This is a genomic window from Mangrovihabitans endophyticus (assembly GCF_014646155.1).
Lineage (GTDB): Bacteria > Actinomycetota > Actinomycetes > Mycobacteriales > Micromonosporaceae > Actinoplanes > Actinoplanes endophyticus.
In genome coordinates this window covers 371,720-394,571 of record NZ_BMMX01000001.1, presented here as the reverse complement: position 1 = coordinate 394,571, position 22,852 = coordinate 371,720, and the positions used below count along the sequence as shown (strand labels likewise).

General features: G+C 67.9%; 14 protein-coding genes. 8 read left to right on the top strand and 6 right to left on the bottom strand.

Going from position 1 to position 22,852, the window contains the following annotated elements; translation table 11 throughout:
• Positions 1-178 precede the first annotated feature (178 nt).
• The 3 genes from IEY73_RS01625 (at position 179) to IEY73_RS01615 (ending at position 7,749) form a co-directional block, all read left to right on the top strand.
• Entirely contained in the window at positions 179-2,365 is a 2,187-nt protein-coding gene (locus IEY73_RS01625) for an iron-containing redox enzyme family protein (RefSeq protein WP_189077206.1), read from the top strand.
• Positions 2,358-4,199, top strand: coding sequence for a carbamoyltransferase family protein (locus tag IEY73_RS01620; RefSeq protein ID WP_189077205.1), 1,842 nt, complete (start codon positions 2,358-2,360; stop codon positions 4,197-4,199). The genes IEY73_RS01625 and IEY73_RS01620 overlap by 8 nt, the downstream gene beginning before the upstream one ends.
• A gap of 472 nt (positions 4,200-4,671) precedes the next feature.
• On the top strand, positions 4,672-7,749 hold the full coding sequence (locus tag IEY73_RS01615) for a glycoside hydrolase family 18 protein (RefSeq protein ID WP_189077204.1): 3,078 nt from the start codon (positions 4,672-4,674) through the stop codon (positions 7,747-7,749).
• Positions 7,750-7,899: 150 nt separating this feature from the next.
• Here IEY73_RS01615 and IEY73_RS01610 read toward each other — a convergent pair whose 3' ends face one another.
• Positions 7,900-8,424 carry a pyridoxamine 5'-phosphate oxidase family protein gene (locus tag IEY73_RS01610; protein ID WP_189077203.1) on the bottom strand — a complete coding sequence of 175 codons (525 nt, stop codon included), beginning with the start codon at positions 8,422-8,424 and terminating at the stop codon, positions 7,900-7,902.
• Between the two features lie 389 nt (positions 8,425-8,813).
• Between IEY73_RS01610 and rfbB the strand changes: the two genes are divergently transcribed.
• Both rfbB and rfbD read left to right on the top strand, forming a co-directional pair.
• On the top strand, positions 8,814-9,803 hold the full coding sequence (gene rfbB, locus IEY73_RS01605; RefSeq protein WP_189077202.1) for a dTDP-glucose 4,6-dehydratase: 990 nt from the start codon (positions 8,814-8,816) through the stop codon (positions 9,801-9,803).
• The gene (rfbD, locus tag IEY73_RS01600; protein WP_229715348.1) at positions 9,764-10,690 is read left to right on the top strand and encodes a dTDP-4-dehydrorhamnose reductase; all 927 of its coding nucleotides are present in this window, start codon (positions 9,764-9,766) and stop codon (positions 10,688-10,690) included. Before rfbB ends, rfbD begins: the two co-directional genes overlap by 40 nt.
• Before the next feature lie 92 nt (positions 10,691-10,782).
• Here the strand turns inward: rfbD and IEY73_RS01595 are convergent, their stop codons facing one another.
• The 3 genes from IEY73_RS01595 to rfbA all read right to left on the bottom strand — a co-directional run bounded on the left by IEY73_RS01595 (position 10,783) and on the right by rfbA (position 13,555).
• Entirely contained in the window at positions 10,783-11,958 is a 1,176-nt protein-coding gene (locus tag IEY73_RS01595; protein ID WP_189077201.1) for a nucleotide disphospho-sugar-binding domain-containing protein, read from the bottom strand.
• A 137-nt stretch (positions 11,959-12,095) separates the two neighbouring features.
• Complete coding sequence (locus IEY73_RS01590) at positions 12,096-12,674, bottom strand: dTDP-4-dehydrorhamnose 3,5-epimerase family protein (RefSeq protein WP_189077200.1); 579 nt, start codon at positions 12,672-12,674, stop codon at positions 12,096-12,098.
• Positions 12,671-13,555 carry a glucose-1-phosphate thymidylyltransferase RfbA gene (gene rfbA / locus IEY73_RS01585; RefSeq protein ID WP_189077199.1) on the bottom strand — a complete coding sequence of 295 codons (885 nt, stop codon included), beginning with the start codon at positions 13,553-13,555 and terminating at the stop codon, positions 12,671-12,673. Before rfbA ends, IEY73_RS01590 begins: the two co-directional genes overlap by 4 nt.
• A gap of 645 nt (positions 13,556-14,200) precedes the next feature.
• Here rfbA and IEY73_RS01580 point away from each other — a divergent pair.
• The 3 genes from IEY73_RS01580 to IEY73_RS01570 all read left to right on the top strand — a co-directional run bounded on the left by IEY73_RS01580 (position 14,201) and on the right by IEY73_RS01570 (position 19,253).
• Positions 14,201-15,496, top strand: coding sequence for a TULIP family P47-like protein (locus IEY73_RS01580; RefSeq protein WP_229715514.1), 1,296 nt, complete (start codon positions 14,201-14,203; stop codon positions 15,494-15,496).
• Positions 15,497-15,679: 183 nt separating this feature from the next.
• Entirely contained in the window at positions 15,680-17,341 is a 1,662-nt protein-coding gene (locus tag IEY73_RS01575) for a TULIP family P47-like protein (protein ID WP_189077197.1), read from the top strand.
• 187 nt (positions 17,342-17,528) lie between these two features.
• Positions 17,529-19,253 carry a TULIP family P47-like protein gene (locus IEY73_RS01570; RefSeq protein ID WP_189077196.1) on the top strand — a complete coding sequence of 575 codons (1,725 nt, stop codon included), beginning with the start codon at positions 17,529-17,531 and terminating at the stop codon, positions 19,251-19,253.
• 227 nt (positions 19,254-19,480) lie between these two features.
• Here IEY73_RS01570 and IEY73_RS01565 read toward each other — a convergent pair whose 3' ends face one another.
• The gene (locus IEY73_RS01565) at positions 19,481-21,067 is read right to left on the bottom strand and encodes an AMP-binding protein (protein ID WP_229715346.1); all 1,587 of its coding nucleotides are present in this window, start codon (positions 21,065-21,067) and stop codon (positions 19,481-19,483) included.
• 179 nt (positions 21,068-21,246) lie between these two features.
• The gene (locus IEY73_RS01560) at positions 21,247-22,551 is read right to left on the bottom strand and encodes a condensation domain-containing protein (RefSeq protein WP_189077194.1); all 1,305 of its coding nucleotides are present in this window, start codon (positions 22,549-22,551) and stop codon (positions 21,247-21,249) included.
• Between the last annotated feature and the right edge of the window lie 301 nt (positions 22,552-22,852).

Sequence of the window (22,852 nt, the reverse complement as noted above, 5' to 3'; positions counted from 1 at the left end):
GCGTCGTCGACATCACGAGACGAGGTGTTCACCGTGTCGTTCCTGCGAAGGATCATCAACCGGCTCTTCCGACGCAAGCGCCCGCCGGGCCGGGGTAAGGACGCATCGATCTACCCGATGTTCTAGAAGGCTCCACCGCTGGACCGGACGTGTCGGGTTGGTTGTTGAGGGAGCGAGTATGCACGACGATGCGAGCGTCGAGGGCGCCGACTCGGTGTTCCGCCGGGTCTACGCGCGGTCGGCCGACCCCGAGGCGTCGATTCCCGGTGGCGATCTGGTGGAACTCGTGCGATCGGAGCTGCGGCGGGTCGCCGCCGACCCGGCTCGCTCACTCGACGAGCTCACGCGGGAGGCAGCCGACTGGTCAGCGGCCACCGCCGAGCGGTTCGAAGCGATCGACGAGGCCGCCTGCCGTGACAACCGTCGCCTGGCAGTTCGCCGGGCAGCCCTCGGGTGGGCGCCGCTCGGTGTCGCGTCCGGCGCATGGCTGCAGTGGATGACCAGCCCGGGGAACGCGGACGCGATGCTGCCGCTGCGCGCCCTTGCGCTGTACGCATCCGACATCGGCGTGGGCCGCCCGGGAGCGGCGCGGGGTGGCGTGTACCTGGATCTGCTGCGCCACATCCACGCATCCGAATACGCGGTTCCCCTGGCCCGATTGGCCGGTGACACGCGAATCGCCGATTCGGCGTTCCGCCTGCCCGCGGTGCTCTTGCTGATGAGCCGGCGGCCGGACGACTTCCGCCCGGAGATCGTCGGGGCGGACCTCTGTCTGCGCGCGGTGGGCTTCCCACCCCCGCTCGCCATCGCACGGGCGGAGATCCGGGCCGACTGGTCGGCCATCGACTACTCGTGCGCCGGGAATGGTGGTGCGCCGGCCACACAACAGTGCCGGGTCATCGCCGACGCCCTGATCCAGGACGGACCGGAATCGAAGGGCAGCGTGTACGCGGGCTTCGGCTGGGCGCTGGCCACGCTTCGCGAAACGGTCGAGTCGCTGCACGCCGACGTCACCGCATCGCTCGATCCCGGATACGCCATGGCCGAGCTGATGGGGCTCCGCGCCCGGGAGGCCTCGGTGTATCACGGCCAGGTGATGCTCGAGGATCGGCCGCTGTCGGCATGGCTGCGCGACTGTCGTGGCGACCCGCGACCGTTCCTCGCCGTCCTGGCCCGGAGCCGGTTGATCAAACCCGGCAATTCGGCGACCAGCCCGCTGGTCACCGGGATGATCGGCGAGCGCGGCCCGATGTTCCGGATCTTCTCCCCCGACGATCTCGCCGTCATCCGGCGGTGGATCGACGCGCTCCCCTCGTCCTCCCCGGTGGCGGCCGGTGCCGTTACCGTCCCGGCGGCTGCCACGCACGCGGTCGGCCAGCACCGCCTGGCCCCGCTGTCCGGCCTGCTGGCGGCCGAGCCACCGCCCGGGCCCTGCCCCACCGACACACGCGGCGCCTACCACCTGCTGATGTCCCGCGCCGGCGGTCCGGCGCTGGACAACTGGTCCCTGCGGTACGTCCGGGGCTGGCTGGCCCGGTCACGGTACGGCGTGGACCGGCGGACCGGGCCGCTGCCGCCACATTGGACGACCGAAGGTCTCCGGCCGTGGCTGCAGGCGCAGCACGACAGGCACAGCAACGAGTTCGAAGCAAGCGCGGACGCTCCGCCGCCGTCCCGTGAGGCCGTGATCGACGACGCCATCCAGACCGCGCCACTGACCCTGATCGACGGAAGCTGGCTGCAGGGCTTCACCGACTACGAGCTGGCGCCCTCGGAGATCGGCTTCTCGCTCTTCGCGACCTACTGGGACGAGCTCGGCAACGGCGAGCCCAGGCTCAACCATCCGCTCATCTACCGTGAAGTGCTCCACGAGATGGGCGTCGACCTCCCGCCGACCTCGTCGCTGGAGTTCGCCCGCTGGCCGGGGTTCCGCAACGAGTCTTTCGAGCTGCCGGTGTACTGGCTGTGCATCGGACGTTATCCGCGTACGTTCCTGCCCGAACTGCTCGGACTCAATCTGGCCATGGAGCTGTCCGGGGTGGGCGGCGCCTACCGCCGGGCCCGCGTCGCTCTGCGCGAGTATGGCTTCAGCACCCGGTTCGTGGACATCCACAACACCATCGACAACGTGGCAACCGGACACTCCGCCTGGGCGGCGGACGCTGTGGACACCTTCATGTCCGCACTTCCGGACTCCTCGGGGCCGAGTAGTCGACCGGAGGTATGGGAGCGCGTCCGAACCGGATATCGCTCGCTCAGCCCACCCGCCGGGCCGCTGGCTCGATGGGCAGGCCGACGTGCCTCGCGTACACGGCAGCGTTCCGGCACCACCCGGGTGACGGTAGCGGAGCGCGGCGATGCCTGAACTCATCCTCGGCATTTCAGCCTTTTACCACGACAGCGCCGCGGCGCTCGTCCGCGACGGCGTACCGGTCGCGGCGGCTCAAGAGGAGCGTTTCAGCCGACGCCGGCACGACGCCGCGTTTCCCTCCCACGCCATCCGATCCTGTCTCGACGAGTGCGGTGCCAGCGTCGCGGACCTGTCTGCGGTCGCCTACTACGAGGATCCCCGGCTGAAGTTCCGCCGGGTGCTGGCGACGATGATCGGCGCCGCGCCGAGCAGCTTCTCGTCGTTCCGCGAGACGCTGCCGACCTGGCTGCGGGCCGACGGCAAGCGCCGCGCCGACGAGATCGTCCGGCGTGAGCTCACGTCACTCGGCCTTGGAGCCGTACCGGAGGTGGTGGTGCGCCGTCACCACGAGTCCCACGCGGCATCGGCCTTCTTTCCCAGCCCGTACGATTCGGCGGCGGTTCTCTGCGTGGACGGTGTCGGCGAATGGGCCACCACGACCCTGTGGCACGGTCACGGCACGGCCCTTGAGCCATTGGCCGAGATCCGGTTCCCGCACTCCCTCGGACTGCTGTACTCCGCCGTGACCTACTTCTGCGGATTCAAAGTCGATTCCGGAGAGTACAAGCTCATGGGTCTCGCTCCGTACGGCCGGCCTCGATATGCCGGTCTGATGAGAGAGCGCCTGATCGACATCAAGCCAGACGGGTCGTTCCGGCTCGACATGCGGTACTTCGAATACCTGCGTGGGCACGTGATGACCGGCCGGGCGTTCGAGAAGCTGTTCGACGGGCACCGCCGAACCCCCGAAGGGCCGCTCACACAACGGGAGTTCGATCTCGCCGCATCGGTGCAGAGCCTCACCGAGGACGTCCTGCTCCGGCTTGCGCGTACCGCCCGGGAGCGTACCGGGGAGTCGAAGCTGTGCCTGGCGGGTGGCGTCGCGCTGAACTGTGTCGCCAACGGGAAGATTGCCGACAGCGGGATCTTCGACGAGGTGTGGGTCCAGCCGGCCGCAGGCGACGCCGGTGGCGCGCTGGGGGCCGCGATGGCTGTGTCGATAGATCGGGGCGCCGCGCGTGACCACGTCCGCCGCGCACGCGATGCGATGTCCGGTGCGCTGCTAGGCCCGGCATACAGCGACGAGCAGATCGACCGGTTCCTCGACAGCCACCACATTCCGCACCGCCGTCTGGATGCCGGGGAGTTGATCGCCGAGGTGGCGGCGGCCCTGGCCGACGGCAAGGTCGTCGGGTGGTTCCAGGACCGGATGGAGTTCGGTCCCCGAGCATTGGGAGCTCGATCCATCCTGGGCGACGCGCGCGACCCCGGGATGCAGTCCGCCATGAACATGAAGATCAAGTTCCGGGAGTCGTTTCGGCCGTTCGCGCCGGCCGTGCTGGCCTCTGACGCCAAGGACTACTTCGACCTCCGCCAGGAGAGCCCGTACATGCTGGTGGTGGCGCAAGTGGCGGCGGCGCGGCAGTTGTCGACCCCGGCCGACAACGGGGCGACCGGCCTCGACCTGCTGAGGGTGCCGCGCTCCACCATTCCGGCCGTCACCCATGTCGACGGATCCGCACGCGTGCAGACGGTCACGGCGCACAGCAGCCCGGCCCTTCACGAGCTTCTGACCGCGTTCAAGGCGCGTACCGGCTGTTCGGTTCTCGTCAACACCTCGTTCAACGTCCGCGGCGAGCCCATCGTGAACACGCCCGCGGACGCTTACACCTGCTTCATGCGCACCAACATCGACATGCTCGCCATAGGCAGCTTCCTGCTGCACAAGTCCGACCAGCCCGCCTGGTCGGAGGACCGTGACTGGCGAACAGAGATCCCCCTGGATTAGCATCCCATGATTGCCGCGGAGGCTTGCGCCACAATGACCGACCTCTTACTCGTCATGGCCTATTTCCTGGTTGTCACGCCCATCGGCTGGGCGAGCCGGCTCGTTCGTGACCCGTTGTCGCGACGACGCGACCGGCGCGCGGCGACCTACTGGATCGCATCGCCGAAACCACGTCGGGTGGAGTCGGCCAGACGGCCACGCCGCGCGTAGCCGGGTCCGTTGAACCATTTTCAACCTGGCATCGAGCCCGTCGGTTGTGCGCCGTCGACCCGCGGTGGCATCTGCCGACCTCGCCACGTTGACAGGTTCATTCATCGCAGGCTGCGGTGGGGGATTTCTCCGGGCACTCGCGTACGGCCTGCCGTACGCCGTCTTCGCGACTAAATACCTTTAGTCTCAAATCCGTCAATGCGCGAATCCATGTTGCACGCCTCTGCAAAGGTGGGGAAAACGTCGAGCGTGGGGAAGATCGATGGGCCTCTCAAGCGATTATCCACAAGTTCCGGACTGGACGGAGAAACCCGAGGGCTACCAGACCGGTTCGGTGGTGAAACACAAGGGAAACATTTTCCGTGCCGCGTTCTGGGCCTCGGAGCCCGGGGTGGGTGACGCCAACTCCAACGGCTGGCGGTTCTTCGACGAGTTGTACGACCGGACCCCGCACCAGCGCACCGAGCAGGCGAAGATCATCGCCTACATCCCGACCTGGCGTAAGCAGGAAGGCTTCAATTATGCGAAAGGGGAGATGTTTCAGTACATCACCCACGGGCTGATCTCTTTCCTGACCTTCAGCGAAACCCGGCTCGGCGAGTTCGACGGCGCGTCGGTCGATGAGGTGCTCTCGGTGCTGCCCGATGTGGTCCGCACGGGCCGGGCGCACGGCACGAAGATCATGATCGCGATCGGCGGCGCGAACGACTACGGGTTCCTCAACCTGATGACGGCGGCCGGGAACAACCCGGGCCTGCCCCAGCTCGATCAGGCGGTGGCCGCGATCGCTGCCTTCGTCGACGTGCACCGGCTGGACGGCGTCGACCTCGACTTGGAGTGCTGGTGGGGCAAGCCCGGCGACGCCGACCAGGGCGGCCGGGCCAAGGCAGACGGCCCGCACCCCGCCGGGCGCGCGCTGGTGCAGTTCGCGAAGAAGCTGAAGGAGGCCATGCCGGGCAAGCTCGTCTCGGCGGCGACGTTCGGCACCTCCTGGTACGGCAACAACTACGACGCGGCGCTCGCCGACCACGTCGACTGGTTGTCGATCATGACTTATGACCTCACCGGCTCCTGGGACAAGTCGCCGGTCGGGCCGCACACGGCCCTGCACTCGATCCGGCCCGAGTCGACGTCCTCGATCCGCAAGTCCGACGTCTACCTGGAGTCCTACGCCGACGAACAGCAGGGGCCGTGGCCCGGCGGCGGCCCGGAGAACAACCCGATCCTCTCGGTCGAGGACACCCTCTGGTACTGGACGAATCCGATGTTCGTCAACTGGCAGGGCGAGGGGCAGAACTTCCCCCGGCACAAGGTCGCGGCGGGCGTGCCGATCTACGGTTACGACTTCGCACACGGCAAGGAGCCGGACGACGTCACCGGGCTGGTGCCCAGCGGCTACAAGGCGGTCCGTTACAAGGACATCCTCGCCGATTTCCCGGACGCGAACACCGCCCGGGACGCGCACATCGCGGTGCCGGGCAGCACGCCCCGTCCGGCTCTCGCCGAACCGCTGCCGCCGGGCAATTATCCCTACGCCAACAACATCTATTTCGAAACCCCCGACACCGCGGTCGCGAAGCTGAACTTCCTCAAGGACGTCGGCGCGCAGGGCGTCATCATCTGGGAACTCTCCAACGACGTCTGGGACGACAACAAGAGCATCATCAAGGCCCTCTACCGTGCCTCCGGAAACCCGATCATCCCGCCGGCGTTGCCCTCGGAGGACCCGCTGGAGGAGCGGCCGGGCCAGTACCTGTGGGACTCGACCGGATTCCTCGGCGGCTCCGACTCGGACTACCAGTTCAAGGACGACGGGTTCGTCCTCGACGGCGTGCGCCAATATTCGGCCCGGCTGTGGAACGTGCCGGACGGGGAAGACTGGGTGAGCGCTGCCAAGCGTGCCCCCGCCGTGATCAAGCGGCAGTACTTCAACCGGCCGACCCGCATCGTCGACAAGGGCGCCATGGGCCTGTGGGGCGAGTTCGACGTCTTCGAGGACCCGGACGTCCCGGACTGGAACTGGGGCCACATGACGACCGCGGACGTGACGCCGGTGGGCTACACCCGGTACTCGGCGCGGCTGTGGGGCCTGCCCACCTTCGGCGGCGACTGGGTCGGCTCCTCGGAGAAGACGCCCGCCCTGGTCGCCGGTCAGTACTTCGACAAACCCTCAGCCCACGACGACCAGGGCATCGGCGGTTTCTGGGGCTTCTTCGACGTCAAGAACGGCGGCGACGACGTTCCGGTCCGGGTCGGTCACGCCATCGGCGACAACGGCTGTTTCTACTGCACGATGAGCACCGTGTCGCCGCCCGGCGGCAACGTGACCTGGCAGCACCTCATGAGCACGATGACCGTCGAGCCGGGCACCCCGTACCTTTACGCGGCGCTCACCCGCGACAGCGACTCCACCGACTTCCCCGACGGCGTGGTCATGACGATCAGGGACCCGAAAGGGAACTACTACGACCGCGACGTGCGAGAGGACAACCTGACCGTCGTCATGCACGGCTCCTCCGTGCGCTGCCTGGTCGTCAAGGACCCGCAGCCGGGGGAATACACCATGCTGATGAGCGCCCCCAGCGGCGCCCGGTACCACTGCGAGTGCAACGCCGTTCCCAGCGCCGACTACTACGACACGATGGTCAAGACGCGGGAGAAGCTGGCCCGCACGGGCCTGGAACCTCGCGGCCTGCTGGAGGCTACGGCGTTCCTGGGCCTCGCCACCGTCGCCACCGTGATGGGGGTGGTGACCCTGACCCTGCCCGTGGCGGGGCTGATCGGGTTGGTGGCCGGCGGAGTCGCGCTGGTCGACTTCTCCGGCACGCCGCACAGCAACGCGCAGAGCATGGCGGACATCTCGCGGATCTTGAACAAGGTCACCGGCGACGTGAAAGCGGCCAAGGACCCGTCGGCCGCCCTCGCGGTGATCGGGCACTACATCTGGCTCCTCGGCAAGAACATCTCCCTGAAGGAGGTCATTGTCATCCTCAAGCAGCCGCAGAACCTCTTTCGCTGGCTCGGCGTCCACGCCATGGTCTACAAGGAAGTCGAGCACATGACCGATCCCGAGGAGCAGAACGCGGTGCGGCATGTGTACTGGCAGTGCGTGCTGAAGAAGCGGCTCGGTGAAAAGTTCGCCAAGGATATGGGCACTGCTCACGAGGAGGCGCTTCCCGGCACGGACGCCGACAACCGGGCCGACGAGAAAAACAACCGGATCGGTCTGGAGCTCGCCGACCGGGTGGACTCCGAGGCGGACTGTCTGACGGAGACCAAGCGGATGTGGGCGGCCGGCGAACTGGCGATCCGTCCGGACTACGAGAGCGACCCGACCTGACTCCCCCGACCTGACTCCCCCGGCCTCCCGGCTTTCCGGCCGGGAGGCCGTTCGAAACGGTGTGGAACCCCGGTACGTGGACTCTTGACCTTCGCGCGGTGAGGACGATCCGCTGCCTGGACCACCGGGGCTCCGTCCGTCCAGGCACGATCAGGAGGGTGCTGCCGTGGCAGGGGGGAAGGTGAACCGGGTGGCGTCGCTCGGGAAGCTGAACCAGGCGAGGGCCCGCCGCGGGGTGAGCACCCGCAGGCCACCACCGTCGGCCCCGTCCCAGGCGTCAGCGGCCGGCTGGTAACCGAGGTCGTGGTACTTCGCGAACGCCTCAGCCAGTCGGGTGCCGAGCGTCGCGGCTGGTGCCCGGGTCGCCGCGGACGTCCCGTCGACGATCACGGCCTCGGTGCCGCTCTCCAGGTGCAGCGCACACGACGGGTTGCTCGCCAGGTTCCTCGCGTGCCGGGTAGTGGGGGCGCCGTCGTACCAGAAGCGATGGTCGAGCCACACGCCCCAGCGGGGCACCACATGCGGGGTCCCGTCGGGCCGCACGGTGGCCAGCCAGTAGGCGGTGGCGGTCACCAGTCTGGCCTCCACATCCGCCCAGGCGAGCATGCCGTCGTCGGTGGTCGGCAGACCGTAGCCGTCCGGCATGGCCGGACGGCCACGGTGCGGAGCACTCATGGGTTGCGTCACCCCGGCACCATACGTCCCCCGCGTCCGTGAGCTCCGGCACGCCCGCACGCAGATCGCCGGAGAGGTGATGACTGTTGGTTCACGGGAAATCCGTGCGCGTCGACGACGCCACGTACTCGGGCTGGCGACTCTATCGCCCGCTACGGCGTCTACCACGCACATCGGCTGGCCACGCGAGCTGGTACGAGCTCATCGGCGATTTCATCGGCACCCCCGATTCGATGCGGATTCGTTCCACGACAGGAACGCTTCGCCGCTCGGATCGGGCTGTTCAACGGTCGCTTGACAATGGGTTCAAAAGAGACCTCTGACCACCGTCATGAAATGCACGGCGAATGTTCAGGACGGTTTCCGTGCGGCGCGACTATCTTGTCGGCATGCGACTGTTGGTGACCGGCGGGGCGGGATTCATCGGGTGCCGTTTCGTGCGCGCCGCGCTCAGTGGTGAGTTACCCGGCCCGAACTGCGACGGCCTTACCGTTCTGGACAAGCTGACCTATGCCGGTAACCGCCGCAACCTCGACCCGGTGGCCGCCAATCCGCGGCTGCGGTTCGTGCGGGGCGACATCGCGGATCCGCGGATCGTCGCCGAGGTGCTGCCCGGGCATGACGCGGTCGTCCACTTCGCGGCCGAGACCCATGTGGACCGGTCGATCCGGGCCGACGCGGATTTCCTCACCACGAACGTGCTCGGCACCCGAGTGCTGCTGGAGACGGCGCTGCGCCACGGCGTCGAGAAGTTCCTGCATGTGTCGACCGACGAGGTGTACGGGTCGATCCCGGCCGGGTCGTGGGACGAGTCGGCCCGGCTCGACCCGAACTCGCCGTACTCGGCCGCGAAGGCCGGGTCGGACATGCTCGCGCTCGCCTACCACCGTACGCACGGACTGCCGGTGGTGGTGAGCCGCTGCTCGAACAACTACGGCCCTAACCAGCATCCCGAGAAGGTGATCCCGCACTTCGTCACCCGGCTGCTCGACGGGCGTACGGTCCCGCTGTACGGCGACGGCGGCAACGTGCGGGACTGGCTGCACGTCGACGACCACTGCCGGGCGCTCGCGCTGCTGCTGGCCGGCGGTCGCCCCGGCGAGACCTACCACATCGGCGGCGGCACCGAGATCACCAACCGCGAGCTGACCGGCCGACTGCTCGCTCTGACCGGCCGGGACTGGTCGAGCGTCGTGCCGGTGGAGGATCGCAAGGGGCACGACCGCCGTTACTCGCTGGACATCACCAAGATCAGCCGCGAGCTGGGCTACGCGCCGCGCATCACGTTCGCCGACGGGCTGGCCGCCACCGTGAGCTGGTACGCCGAGCATCGCGGCTGGTGGGAGCCCCTGTCGACGACTCCGGCGCTGGCATCATGAGCGCCGGGGAACGCTGGCTGGTCACCGGCGCGAACGGGCGGCTGGGACGGGAGTTGGTGCGCTTGCTGACCGCCCGCGACGACGTCGAGACGACCGCCGCCGACCGCCGGACGCTCGACCTGACCGATCCGGCTACCTCGTTCGACCTGCTGGACGCCCACGACATCGTGGTCAATGCCGCGGCTTGGACCGACGTCGACGGCGCGGAGAAGGACGAGCCGTCCGCGACCGAGATCAACAGCCACGCCGTGCGGCGGCTGGCCCGCGCCTGCGCCCGCCGGTCGGTCCGGCTGATCCACGTCTCCACCGGCTACGTGTTCTCCGGACGCGCGCGCATCCCCTACCGCGAGGACGCCCCGGCCGAGCCGATCAACGCGTACGGGCGGAGCAAGCTCGCCGGTGAGCAGGCACTCCTGACCGAGTTGCCCGAGCTGGGCCACGTCGTACGGACCAGTTGGCTGTACGGCGACGACGGCCCGGACTTTCTCGTGTCGGTGCTGGGCCGGGGCCGCCGCGGCGAGCCGGTCAACGTGGTGACAGACCAGCGCGGCCAGCCGACTTCGATACCCGCGCTGGCCCGGCAGATCATCGCGCTCGGCCGCGCTGGCCGGCGTGGCACCGCAGCCCCCGGCATCTACCACGGCACGTCGGCCGGCCACGCGAGCTGGTACGAGCTGGCCCGGGCGGCGTTCGCGCTGGCCGGGGCCGATCCTGACCTGGTCTTGCCGGTCACCACCGCCGAGTACGACCCGTCCGCGCCACGGCCCGAGTACACCGTGCTCGCGCACACGCGCTGGGCCGCGGCCGGCCTGCCCGACCAGCCGCACTGGCACGACCAGCTCGTCGGCTTCCTGACCCGCCGCGCGACAGCGCCGCCCGCCGTTTGACAGCGGAGCGGACGCTGTGCCAGCGCGCCCAGCGAGGTGCGCACGGCCACCGGACCGACCGAAACGGTTTGCCTGATCCGTCGGCGGTAGCGCTAGGGCTGCACCTGAGCGACCGCGACTTTCTCCAGGAGATCCGCCGCCGCCGACGGCCCGTTCACCCGGCCCATCCGCCCCGAGATCTCGCCGAGCCGGGCCCGGATACTCGCGTCGGCCAGCACCCGGTCGGCCGCCGCCACGAACGCCGCACCCTCACTGGCGGCTGGAACCAGCTCCCCCACCCCGATCTCGACCAGCCGCCGGGCGCTCTCCTGCTGATCGGACGCCCGCGGCACCAGCACCATGGGTTTCCCCAGCACCAGGCCCTCCAGCGCGGAGTTCATCCCGGCGTGTGTGAGGAACACGTCAACCCGCTCCAGCACGGCCGACTGCGGCAGGTGGCGTCGGGCGATCACGTTCTCCGGCAGCGGTCCCAGGGAGGCCGGGTCGGTATGCGAGGTGGCCAGCACAACGAGCCACGGCGTGCCCGCGAAGGCGTTTGCGATCTTGCGGAAGAACTCCGGCCCGCGGGTGAACACCGTGCCGGTCGACACGTAGATCGACCGCTCCGCCGCGATCCGGTCCCAGGGCAGGTCGGTGTCGCCGATCTCGCTCGGCGAGCGGCGCAACGGCCCTACGAAGTGGTAGCGGGAGTCGAACGAATCGCGCCCCGGCTGCAGCTCGGGCACGGTGTTGACCAGCGCGATCGTGGCCCCTGCGGCGACCTTGCGGCCCAGCCCCGGCTGGATCTTGGCAAGCCCGAGCCCGCGGACCACCCGGGCCGCCCGCGGACCCATGTTCCGGTCGACCTCGTCGAGCAGCACGGCCTCGTTCACCGCATAAGCCGCATGGAACGATGCGTACGGCGTACCCGTCGTGACGGCGGCACGGACAGCCCAGATTGCCATGATGTCCGCGACAACCACGTCCGGATCCGACGACCACCAACCCTCGATCAGAGTACGGCCGAGCCGCCGTCGCTCTCGGAACACCTCCCACATGCGACGGACCCGCCGTACCCGATGCCCGAGCGTGCGCTGTTCGGGAACCCCTCCCCGGGCGCGGATCGGTATCACCGTGACCCGGCCGCCGACCTCGCGGAACACCTCGGCAAACGGCTCGCTGATCAACACCTCGACGTGGTGGTTGCGGGCGATCAGCTCGGCCGCCAGCGCGACCATCGGCACGACGTGACCGTGCAGCGGAAACGGCGCGAGCAGATATCTGGCCACAGGGGTTCTCCCTTTCTGGGAATTGGCCCGGACCGGCCGATGCGACATTAGGGGGAGCGACCGGGAATGCGCATCTTCCTTAAGCTCGGGCCGAATGTCGTGGACCGCCGGCGAGGACAGCAAAGTGACAGGAGTGGTCACCGATGCGGAACCACGTGCATGCCGGGCAGCAGGTCACGGGCCTGCAATTCGGCCAGCGTGGGGGCGGCACGGTCGCGGTCGGAGAGCACCGGGTCGCCGGTGGGCCATCGGATACCGACGGCCGGGTCAAGGGGGTCGAGGGCCCGCTCGACCCCCGGGTCGTATCGGGACGAGGTCATGTAGAGCACGGTGGCCGCCGGGGTGAGCGCGCAGAAGCCGTGCCCGAGCCCGTCGGCCAGGTAGACCGCGCGCCGCTCACGGTCGTCGAGCCGGATGCCCTCCCAGTGCCCGAAGGTCGGCGACCCCACCCGGATGTCGACCACCACATCCATGATGGCCCCGCTCACGCAGGTCACGTACTTGGCCTGGCCAGGCGGCGAGTCGGCGAAGTGGATGCCGCGGATCGCCCCCCGCGCCGACACCGAGATGTTGGCCTGGGCCAGCGGCAGCTCCCGCCCGGCGGTCTCGGCCAGCAGGTCGGCCCGGTACCACTCAAGGAACACCCCGCGGTGATCCTCGTGCCGGCGCGGAGTCACCACCCAGACGCCGTCGATCGAGGCGGCATCGAATCTCATGCGATCCTCCCGGTGCCGGTCCGCCATTCGAGCAGGCCGTGCAGGTACTCGCCGTATCCGCTGCGGGTCAGTGGATCGGCCAGCGAGCGCAGTTGGTCGTCGGTGATCAGCCCGGCCCGCCAGGCGGATTCGTCGACGCAGCCCACCTTGAGGCCCTGACGCTGTTCGATCACCCGGACGTATTCGGCGGCGTGGACCAGGTCGGAAAAGGTGCCGGTGTCCAGCCACACCGCGCCCCGGCCGAGCACGCTGACGGTCAGCGTGCCCCGTCGGCGGTACTCCTCGTTGACCGCGGTGATCTCGAGTTCGCCGCGGGCGCTGGGCGTCAGCGACTGGGCGATCTTCACCACGTCGGCGTCGTAGAGGTACAGCCCGGGAACGGCGTACCGGGAAAGCGGATTTCGGGGTTTCTCCACGATGGACAGAACGTGGCCGGACTCGTCGAACTCGACGACGCCGTAGGCCGAGGGGTCGACAACCGGATAGGCGAAGATGTGCCCGCCGGTCATCTCCGGGCCGCCGGTGCGATCGCGGAAGTCGATGCCGTGGAACAGGTTGTCCCCGAGGATCAGCACGACCGGACGGCCGTCCAGGAACCTCTCGGCGATCAGGAACGCCTGGGCGATCCCCTCCGGCCTCTCCTGGAGCCCATACTCGATCCGGATGCCCCACTGGCTGCCGTCGCCGAGCAGGCCACGGAACTGGTCGTGTTCCCGGGGCGTCGTGATGATCATTATCTCGCGGATGCCGTTGTCGATCAGAACGGACAGCGGGTAATAGATCATCGGCTTGTCGAAAACCGGCATGAGCTGTTTGGACACGGAACGGGTCACCGGCCACAATCGCGTCCCGGTGCCGCCCGCGAGAATGATTCCGCGCACACCCTGACCATACCGACGTCCGCCTATTCCGGGCACGTACGGGAAAGGTGTTTAATCTACGGCCGAAACAGGCGGGCGACATTAACCACCAGGACCAGCGAAGTGGACGGGGGCGTCCGTTACGTTCGCTGCCACATGGCAGCGATCAGCCGTCATCCGGCGCGGCACCCTGGGCAGCTCCGGCTTCCGGGGAGGGCTACCTCCCCGGAAGTGAGGTGGCCGGCGGGGTGAGCGCCGTCGGCGAGTGCGTCGATCCGGCCCGGATCGGCCGACCCGACTTGATCGGCGCAAGCGGCCGAGCCGACGATCCCGCTCATGCGAACCAATTCGCGGGTCGTTAACTAGCACCTTTCACAGCGACCCACTGTCGCCTTTTTGACAAACGATTGGTCAGCTATGGGACGCTTGGAAGCTCGCTCATTTTCCTCATATATCCCTCAGGTATACGTCATGACTCCGCGAGCATTACTCCCCACAGTGGAATGCGCAGTCGAAGGACGCTGTGCGCTAACCGGCGGATACGTGCGAAGAATGAACCTCTTCAACGTGGCGAGGCCGGCAGATGCCGCCGCTGGTCGACGGCGCGCAACCGACGGGCTCGATGCCGGGTTGAAAAGCTTCAATGAGGAGGGGAATTTGGACACCATGGGCTGGGACACGGTCTTCGTCTGCGCGATGGACCAGGTCAACGTCGGATTGCGGAACAATACAGGTGACCTGGTCACGGAATTCGTTTACAGCGACGGCGACGTGCGGGTCGAGGGGGTGTTCGGCCCTTGGCAACTGGTGCCGGGCGGGTCGAACAAGCGGTTGCGATTCCAGACCCCCATCGTGAGCGGCAAGCTGACCCTGGCGGGCAGATCGTACGACCTGGCCGGCGTTGTCCCGCAGATGGAACTGCAACTCGCTTTCATCGACAGCGTATCGACCTCGACCGTTCAGGACCTGGTCTTCGATCTGCAAGTCCCGGGTGCCGGACCGGGCGACGCCACCCCGGGCGCGGTCACCACCATCACCGCGGACGCCACCGGTAAGGTGCCGCCCGGCAGCCCGGCCTGGGGTGTGCTGCACGACGTGCTACCCGCTTGCCTCATCGCCCACCGAGAAGAACTGGCGTACATCTTCGCCAGCGTCAACCTGGTGCCGCCCGGTTCGGCAAGCTGGCTGGCCCCGCACGCGTACGACTACGTGTACGTGCAGCCGGCTGCCGGCGACACCGGCTACCTCGGGGTCCTATCGGTCGTGACGCCCCGGGACACCTCGAAGCTGCCGCGCGCCATCGACACCTCGCTGCTGACCGGCGAGCACCCGCTGTGCTTCATGATCTCGCCGGATCTTTTCCTATCACACGTCGTGATGCCGGCGCTGCCGTCTGCCTACGGGCATGGCGCCAAGCCGGGCAACTTCGTGGCGCGCGACGGCGAGGTGCACAACAATGGGCGGCTCAGTTGCGGAACGTTCCGCCGAGGGCTGATCGACTACCACCCCTACCTGACCTCCCTCACCATCCGGGTGGACGGCAACCGGGTCGTCTCGGCCGCTTCCGGCAGGTTCGACATCACCGGACTGCGCAAGGCGTACGTCAACTTCAGCCTTGGCGCGTCCAACATCTGCCGGTACGACACGGCCAAGGGGAAGATCAGTTTCGCGACCGACCCGAAGCCCAGCCATCACTATGACATCCACATCCCGAAGTGGGAAAAGTGGATTGGCGGGATCGGTGGCCCGGTGGTGCTGGGCATCGTCTACGGCGTGACCACCGGTGTCACCACCGGCGTGGCCAACTCCGTCAGCTCGTCGCTGGGCACCGACGGCAAGCTGTCCATCGCCGCCGTCGCGCCCATCGCCGTGCACTGGCAAGGACTGTCCACATTCGACGTCCAGGAAGCCGGTCTGTCGAACGCGTTCTACCTGCGCGGCGCCTTCGCCGCGGCGGACTGACAGGTCGCCTCCGGGGTCCACCACGCCGGAGCACACACCGGCCGGGCTGCCTGCCCGGCAACGCGGCACGTCCACACCGACACCGGCGGCGCCCGGCGCCCGCTGGATCAGCACCACACACCCGACCGGCAACAACGCACCACCAGATACCGAGCACGCACCACCATCGTGATGGGAGAACGAATGGCACCCCCGATGCTCACCCTCTTCGGCTGGGACACCGTGTTCGCGGTGAACTACACGAAGCTCAACGAAGCCATCGTCAAGTCGAAGACCACGCCACCGGACTTCGCCCAGACCGAGACCGGCCTGGAACTGTCCGGCGACTGGTCGGACTGGCAACTGTCCACCGGCGGCGACGGCCACAACGTTCAGATGCGCTGCCCCATTTTGACCGGCACCGCCACCGACGGGACCGAGAACATCGACCTCTCCGGTGGCTGGGTGGAGATCCTGGTCCAGCTCGACCTGATTCCCGACCCGTCATACGTCTACGAGGACCCGACCGGGACCGGTGGCACGCCGGTGAAGATGCCGGTGCGCACCGCGGGCACACCGGCCCGTCCGGCGGTGTCGCTCATCTCGACCTCGTTCGACACCCTTACCGGGCTGTGGAAATACGTGGTTCCCGGGCTGTTCCTCGATTGGTTCAACGCCCACATCGAGGAGTTCAACCACGTGTTCGCGGTGACGGTGATCAATACGCTTGCCGACGTCGGGGACTACCAGTGGCTCAAACCGACCGACGTCAGCTACGCCTGTGCGGACGCCATCGACGACTCCCCGGACCACAGCGTGTTCGGTTCGCTGTGCCTGACCGAGGGGCGCACCACGTCGGACAACCCGAACCTGTCGCAGAGCATCGACTCGCGCCTGCTGGCCGACATGCCGGCGACCGCCAACTCCGCATTCGCGATCGCTCCGGAGCGGGTGACGTCCAAGCTGCTGCTGCCCGGCGCGATTCACTGCATCCAGGGCTCGGACGCGAGCGACTTCGAGATCATCAACGACAACCTGTGGGTCGCCAACAAGAACGACGTCATCTGGGGCAACTTCGAACTGGACAACGGTGACCGGGTCCAGCCGAGAATCGCGAAGAACAAATTCCAGATCGGCTTGAAGGGCGAGTTCGTCCGGGTGGAGGTTACCGACGCCACCTTCGACTGGCCGGGCTGGCACGGACCGGGCCACATCACCGTCCACATGAACTACGTCCAGGAGTTCGCCTTCGAGTTGCAGGAAGCCCCGCAGGGGTACATCTTCGTGCCGAAGGAGGGGGTGGGCACCAAGACCGTCACCGCCTCGGTCATCTCCGACAAGGATGTGCTGATCTTCGAGATCGTCCTTGGCGTGGCCGTCGGCATCGCGCTCGCCTGCATCGGCAGTGCCCTCGGTGCCCGGCTGGGTAGCGCGGCCCAGAAGGGTGTCACGTCGGCCACCGAGGGTGCGGTGCAGGTCAGCGAGGCCGCCATCGAGGAGGTCGTCGGGGAGGCCGGAAGTCAGGCAGTGCGGGCAGCCGAGCGGGAGGCCGCCTCTGCGGCGGCCGAGTCGATAGCCCACGCAGCCAACCCCAGCTACTACCAGAAGTTCACCACCGCGTTGCTCGCCAACAAGTGGAAGATCTTCGGCGGCATGATCGGCAGCATTCTCGCCACCCCGGTCGGTCTTATCGGCGAGATCACCAAGGCGGTGGCCGACGGCGACGTGGAGAAGATCCCCGCGTTCGACAAGTTCGCCGCCCAATGCATCGGCTCCACGACGTTCCCGAACGTCGGCGACACGTGGAAGCCGTCGACCGCCGGCCTCCAGGGTCCGCTGGTGATCCGGGGCGAACTCAGCACCTGACCGGGTTCCATGGTGGCCCGCCGAGCGGGCGGGCCACCACGCCCGTGCCAGTCCAGGACCATGACAACGCGAGGAGATACACCATCGTGAACGCCATCGACCCCTCCGGCCGACCGCCCATGAGCGTGGCGTCCCGCTCGATCGGGCGGGACGCCGCGGGCTCCCGCAGACCCGCCGGGAGCCGGTTGTGAGCGGCTCCGCCACCGACGTGCCCGATGATGTGCGCGCGGCCCTGCCGGGCAAGCTGCTCGACATTCCCAGGGTGGGCGGTCCCCGCACCGCCCATGCGATGACCCGGTCCCGTTCGGCGGCCGCGCCTCACACGACGACCCAGTCCCACACGACGACCCAGTCCCACACGACGACCCGGTCCCACACGACGGCCCGGTCCAGCACGCCGGTCGGGGCCCGTCGGATCGCGCCCCGTGGCGCCCCGGCAACCCTTGACACCTCTGCGGCCAGCGATGTTTCGACGGCCAAGGCCGCCACAGACGGCGGCACCCAGACCGTCGACACGTTCGGCTGGGACACCGTCTTCGCCATCTCGCTGACCGACGCCAACCGGGCGATCGTGGACCACCGCTCCTCCCCGGCCGGCTTCGAGTTCCGGGACGAGTCCTGGGGCATCAGTTGCCGCGGAGAGTTCGGGGACTGGCAGATCACCCTGGGCGGGGACGGTGCGAACATCTGGCTCAGCCTTCCGATCAGCGACGTACGCGGCTCCTACCCTGGCCCGGACGCAGCCGTGACGTTCAGTCATCCCGCGATGACAGCGACCGTCCAGATCCGGCTGCACTATCTGCCACAGCCCGCTCCGGTGCCGGTGGACCCGGCACGACCCGGGCCGGTGCCCCACGATCTGGTGCCGCGGTCGGCCACCGAAGACCCGGCGGACCCGGTCGCGGCGCTGGTGGCCGTCGACTGGGCCGGGGCCGAGCCGTCCCAGGCGGTGGCGAAGTACCTCATCGAAGGCGCACTCGTCGGCTGGTGCAATGATCATCTCGACCAATTCGCGCACGTCTTCGCGACAGTCGAACTGAACCGGTACATCGACAGCGGCGACTTCGCGTTCTGCAAGCCGACATACCTCAGCTACGCGTACGTGGAAACCGACAGCGGGCGCGACGGCATCCTCGGCGTGCTGTGCATGACCGGCGGCCGGCCACCGGGGAACAACGCGCAGCAACTGACCCCGCTGGCCATTCCGGCCGGGACCCGGGCCGGGTTCAACATCGGCGAAGGCCGGCTGCTGCAGGACATGATCCTGCCGACCATCCCCCTGGCGTGGAGTCACGCCCGGACCTCGGACTTCGTTCCCGGCAGCGACGGCCACAGCATCACGCTCGCCGATGGCGCGTCGGTGCGCCTGCCCGACGTGCATCACAACGGTCGCAGCTACACCCCGCACCTGACCCGTTTCACCCTCACCATCGTCAACTCCGTGATCCAGGTCGACGCGTACACCAAGGTCGACCTGGGGTTGGGGGTCACCGGGTGGTGCCAGTCCGTCCACCGCTACACCATCGGCCTGGGCACCAACGCCCATGGCCAGCAGACGCTGGTGTACCGGCCGGTGGGGACCCCGGTGGAGCAGCACGGCACGACCATCGAGTCGATGGTGACCACGATCGTGCTGATCGTGCTGGGTGTGCTGGTGGCGGTGATCCTGGCGATCCTCACCGAAGGGATCGCGCTGCTGGTCGCGGGCCTCGTGGCGGGCCTGCTGTTCGGTGTGGCCGGGATGACACCGCAGATGATCGCCGCGGTCAACACCGACCGGGCACCGAACATCGATCTGCTCGCGTTCAACGCCACGCACCCGATCACCTGGCCGAACAGCGCGGCCTTCACGCTGCGCACGGTGGGACTGCACTCCGCGCTCCAACTGGGCGGCGACCCCGGATTCATCTAAGCCCGTTCTTCACCTCGCCGTCATCGACGCCGTTCTTCTCAGGTACGCCGCGGGAGTCCACGTCCTGAATGAACCGTTCAACCTGCTGCAAGGTCAGGCCGGCCGCGAGGCGGGCGAACCAAAGGATCGTGGCGCAGTCGCGGGCATGAACTGCCTGTGTTGAACGGAGGGGTTGGCCGGTCCGCGGCGGTGGTGAAGGAGACCCTTGAGCGCGGCCAGACCCTGTCCTACAGCGACGGACCGATCGACAGGGCGTCCTCGATCACCTGGGCGACGGCATCGCGGTCCACCTTGCCACTCGGCGTCCGGGGCATCCGCTCCAACGCGACAATCGACAGGGGAACGGAGACCGCAGGCAACACGAGATCCAATGCCTCCCGGACCCGATCCTCGTCGAACGGATATCCCGGATCCCTGAGCACCACCGCCGCGCGCAGCGCACGCGGGCGTCCGGGAACGGCGGAGAGCACGACCGTCGCCGAGGCGACTTCCGGGAGCATGAGCAACTGCGCCTCCACCTCCGTGAGGTTGATACGGATACCACGCAGTTTCACATCTTCGTCCATACGGGTGAGGTAGCGCGCGTGTCCCTCCTCGAATCGCACGAGGTCGCCGGTGCGAAAGAGCTGACGGTGTCCATGACGGGTCGCCGGCACGTGGATGAATCGGCGCCGGTTCAGCTCTGGCTGGTTGATGTATCCGAGAGAAACCGGCATTCCCGCGACAAGCAACTCACCAGTGCCGTCACCGGAGGCATCCGTGTCGATCAACAACTCGCAGCCGGGCAACGGCGACCCGATCGGGGCCATCGTCGGCCAGTCGTTCGGGTCCGGGCCGAGGATGTGATAGCTGACCATGGCGCTCTCACTCTGACCATAGTGGTTCACCAGGCGACAGGTCGGCAGCCGGCGAAAGAACTCTCGGATGTCTTCCGTACAGACCAATTGCTCACCGGCCACATTGATCTCTACCAGCGTCAGGTCCGCGACGGACTCACGGTTGCCCGCCGCGACCGCCACCATCTGGAGAGCGACGTACGGCAGGAAAAGCCGCTGGACCCGTTGCTCGGCGAGCCAATCCAGCATCTCCCCCGGATCCCGGCGGAGTCGCTCCGGGATTACCACGACCGTGCCGCCGCCGCCGAGCGTTCCGAAAATCTCCTGGAACGACACGTCGAAGTTGAGCGGAGCGAACTGGGCTGTGCGCAGGTCGGGCGCCGGCGAACACTCCGCCTGCCATTGCACCACATTGTCCAGGCACCTGTGCTGGAGCAGCACACCCTTGGGCCAACCGGTCGAGCCTGAGGTATAGATGACATATCCGGGGAGGTCGGGCTCGTGCTTGGCGACCCAGTCCCACAGACGGGGCGAACGGCTATCGACCTGCTCGCCGACCTCTGGCCGGCGCACCGGCACGGTCACCGCCGACACTGCCAGGTCGAGCTCCGGGCCCGCGTGCAAGACCACGCCGACCCCACTGTCCCGCAGCATGTGCTCCAGCCTCAACCGCGGGTAGTCGAGGTCGAGCGGCACATATGCCCGGCCGCTGAGCAACACCGCGACCATGGCTGCCACCGCTTCGGCGCCGCGCGGGCACGCGACACCTATCAGCTCACCGGCTCGGCTGCCGGCTCGTTCCAGGTCATCGGCGATGCTGGCGGCCCACGACATCAACTGAGCGTAGGTGAAGGCTGATTCGCCGGTCACCAACGCCGGACGGTCCGGGTGGCGCCGGGCCGCGGCCACAACCGCATCGATCAGACACGGCGGATTGGCCTCGCCACCCCACAGGGCAGTCGTGTATTCGATGGTCACCGTCGCATACATCCTTCCGGGCGATACCGGCCACCATTGAACCTTTTCAACGTGGCGAGGCCGGCAGGTGCCGCCACTGGCCGACGGCGCGCAACCGACGGGCTCGATGCCAGGTTGAAAAAGGTTCATTCGTCCGCGGCCGGCCGGCATTCCGCGATACGACCCCGCGGGGGAGATGTTTACGTCTGCCGGAGTTCGGCGCGCGGCTCGACGCGCACGGCGGCCAGGTCAGCCGGCGGTCCGGCGGCGATCTCGATCAGTGTCGACTCCACACCGCCGAGGATCCCTGGAACGTCGCCGTCGCCCAGGTAGCGGCGGCTCGCACGAAGCACGACCAGCAGCGCGGGACCGGTTGAGACGAGCAGGCTCAGGGAGGGGCCGGTCCGTCGTGCCGGGGTCTGCCACTCGATGCTCGTGATCTCGTGCCCATCGCTGTCAGGCGCGCGCCCGGAGTCGCCCAGGAAGTTGAAATAGCAGTCGAATTTCATGGGATCTGGATCCGGCACACCGTGCCGGGCCAGGTGATCGTGCAACTCATCGACGCTGTAGCAGCCATGCGCATAGGCCACCATGCTGCTCTCGAACACCCGGGTGAGGAAGTCGTGCGGGTGGGCGGCGAGGTCGACCGCGATCGTCAGGGGTGCGAGCTGGTTCATGCTACTCACGACGGATGCCGACCGTTCGTCGTACCGGTTGGACGACGTCAGCCCCAGGGTGGCCCGGTCACGTCCCGTGAACCGGCACAGGACCAGGTAGACGGCGCCCAATACCACCGACTGGAGCGAAATCCCGAGCCGTTCCGCGATCGTGCGCGCGGCTCGCAGTCCGTCGACCGAACGCATCGCCGCTTGGACCCGTTCGGTGGGGTCCGCGCCCCGCCTGTCCTCGGGTGCCAACCGCGTCCATTCCTGCGCCCAGTAGGCGAGCACCTCACGTCGCCAGGCGTGCGACTCCATCTGCACTCGCGCCAGCTCCCGAGGCTGGCAGCCGGTTTCGAGATTCCGGCCGCTGATCAGTGCCTCGTACTGCGCGCGCAGGGTGGACATTCCGATCATGTCCACCGCGACGTGGTGAACGGTCAGGCCCAGAAAGCGGGGTCGGCCCGATTCGGTCAGGATCACTGCCCGCCACGGGAGGTCGGTGTCGACGGCCATCGGTTGGGCGGCCATACCGACCACGTGGGCCGTCGCCGCTTCCACACCGCCGCCGGGCAGCTCGATCCGCTGCAGTGGTTGAGGGCTCACCGAGTGCACGATCTGGACCGGTTCCGCGGTGTCGTACTCGTAGGTGGTCCGCAGCGACTCGTTGTGGGTGACGAGGTCGTACCAGATTCGCTCGGCCGTCTCGAAGCCGGCGTCCGGCGGCAACCGCCAGGCCTGGGCCAGGTTGACCTCCGTCGCACCGGCCGGACCGAGCTGCTGGAGCGACCGCAGCAGTGACAACTGCCCGAAGGTCAACGGTGCGGTGATCGGATGGTTCGGCAATTCTCCTCCGAGGACGGCGACATGACCTGCGCCGGCAGGCGTGGTGCGGTGCGCCTGCGCACCACACCACGCCCGGTACCGATCAGCAGACGTTACGAAGAGTGGGCTTGCGCGTCATGGCAATCATCTCCCTTCCCGTCGTCGGAACAGTGGACTCAGCCTGTCAGCCCCGCTCCTCGGTTCTGCTGTGCTTTTCCTGCGGACCGGGGTCGGCGTTTCGCGCATCAGTTGGGGAGCCGCGGGGTGTTGCGGTCTCCATAGTGGACCGGAGACGATGAATGGTTCTGTCCCGCCGCGGGCC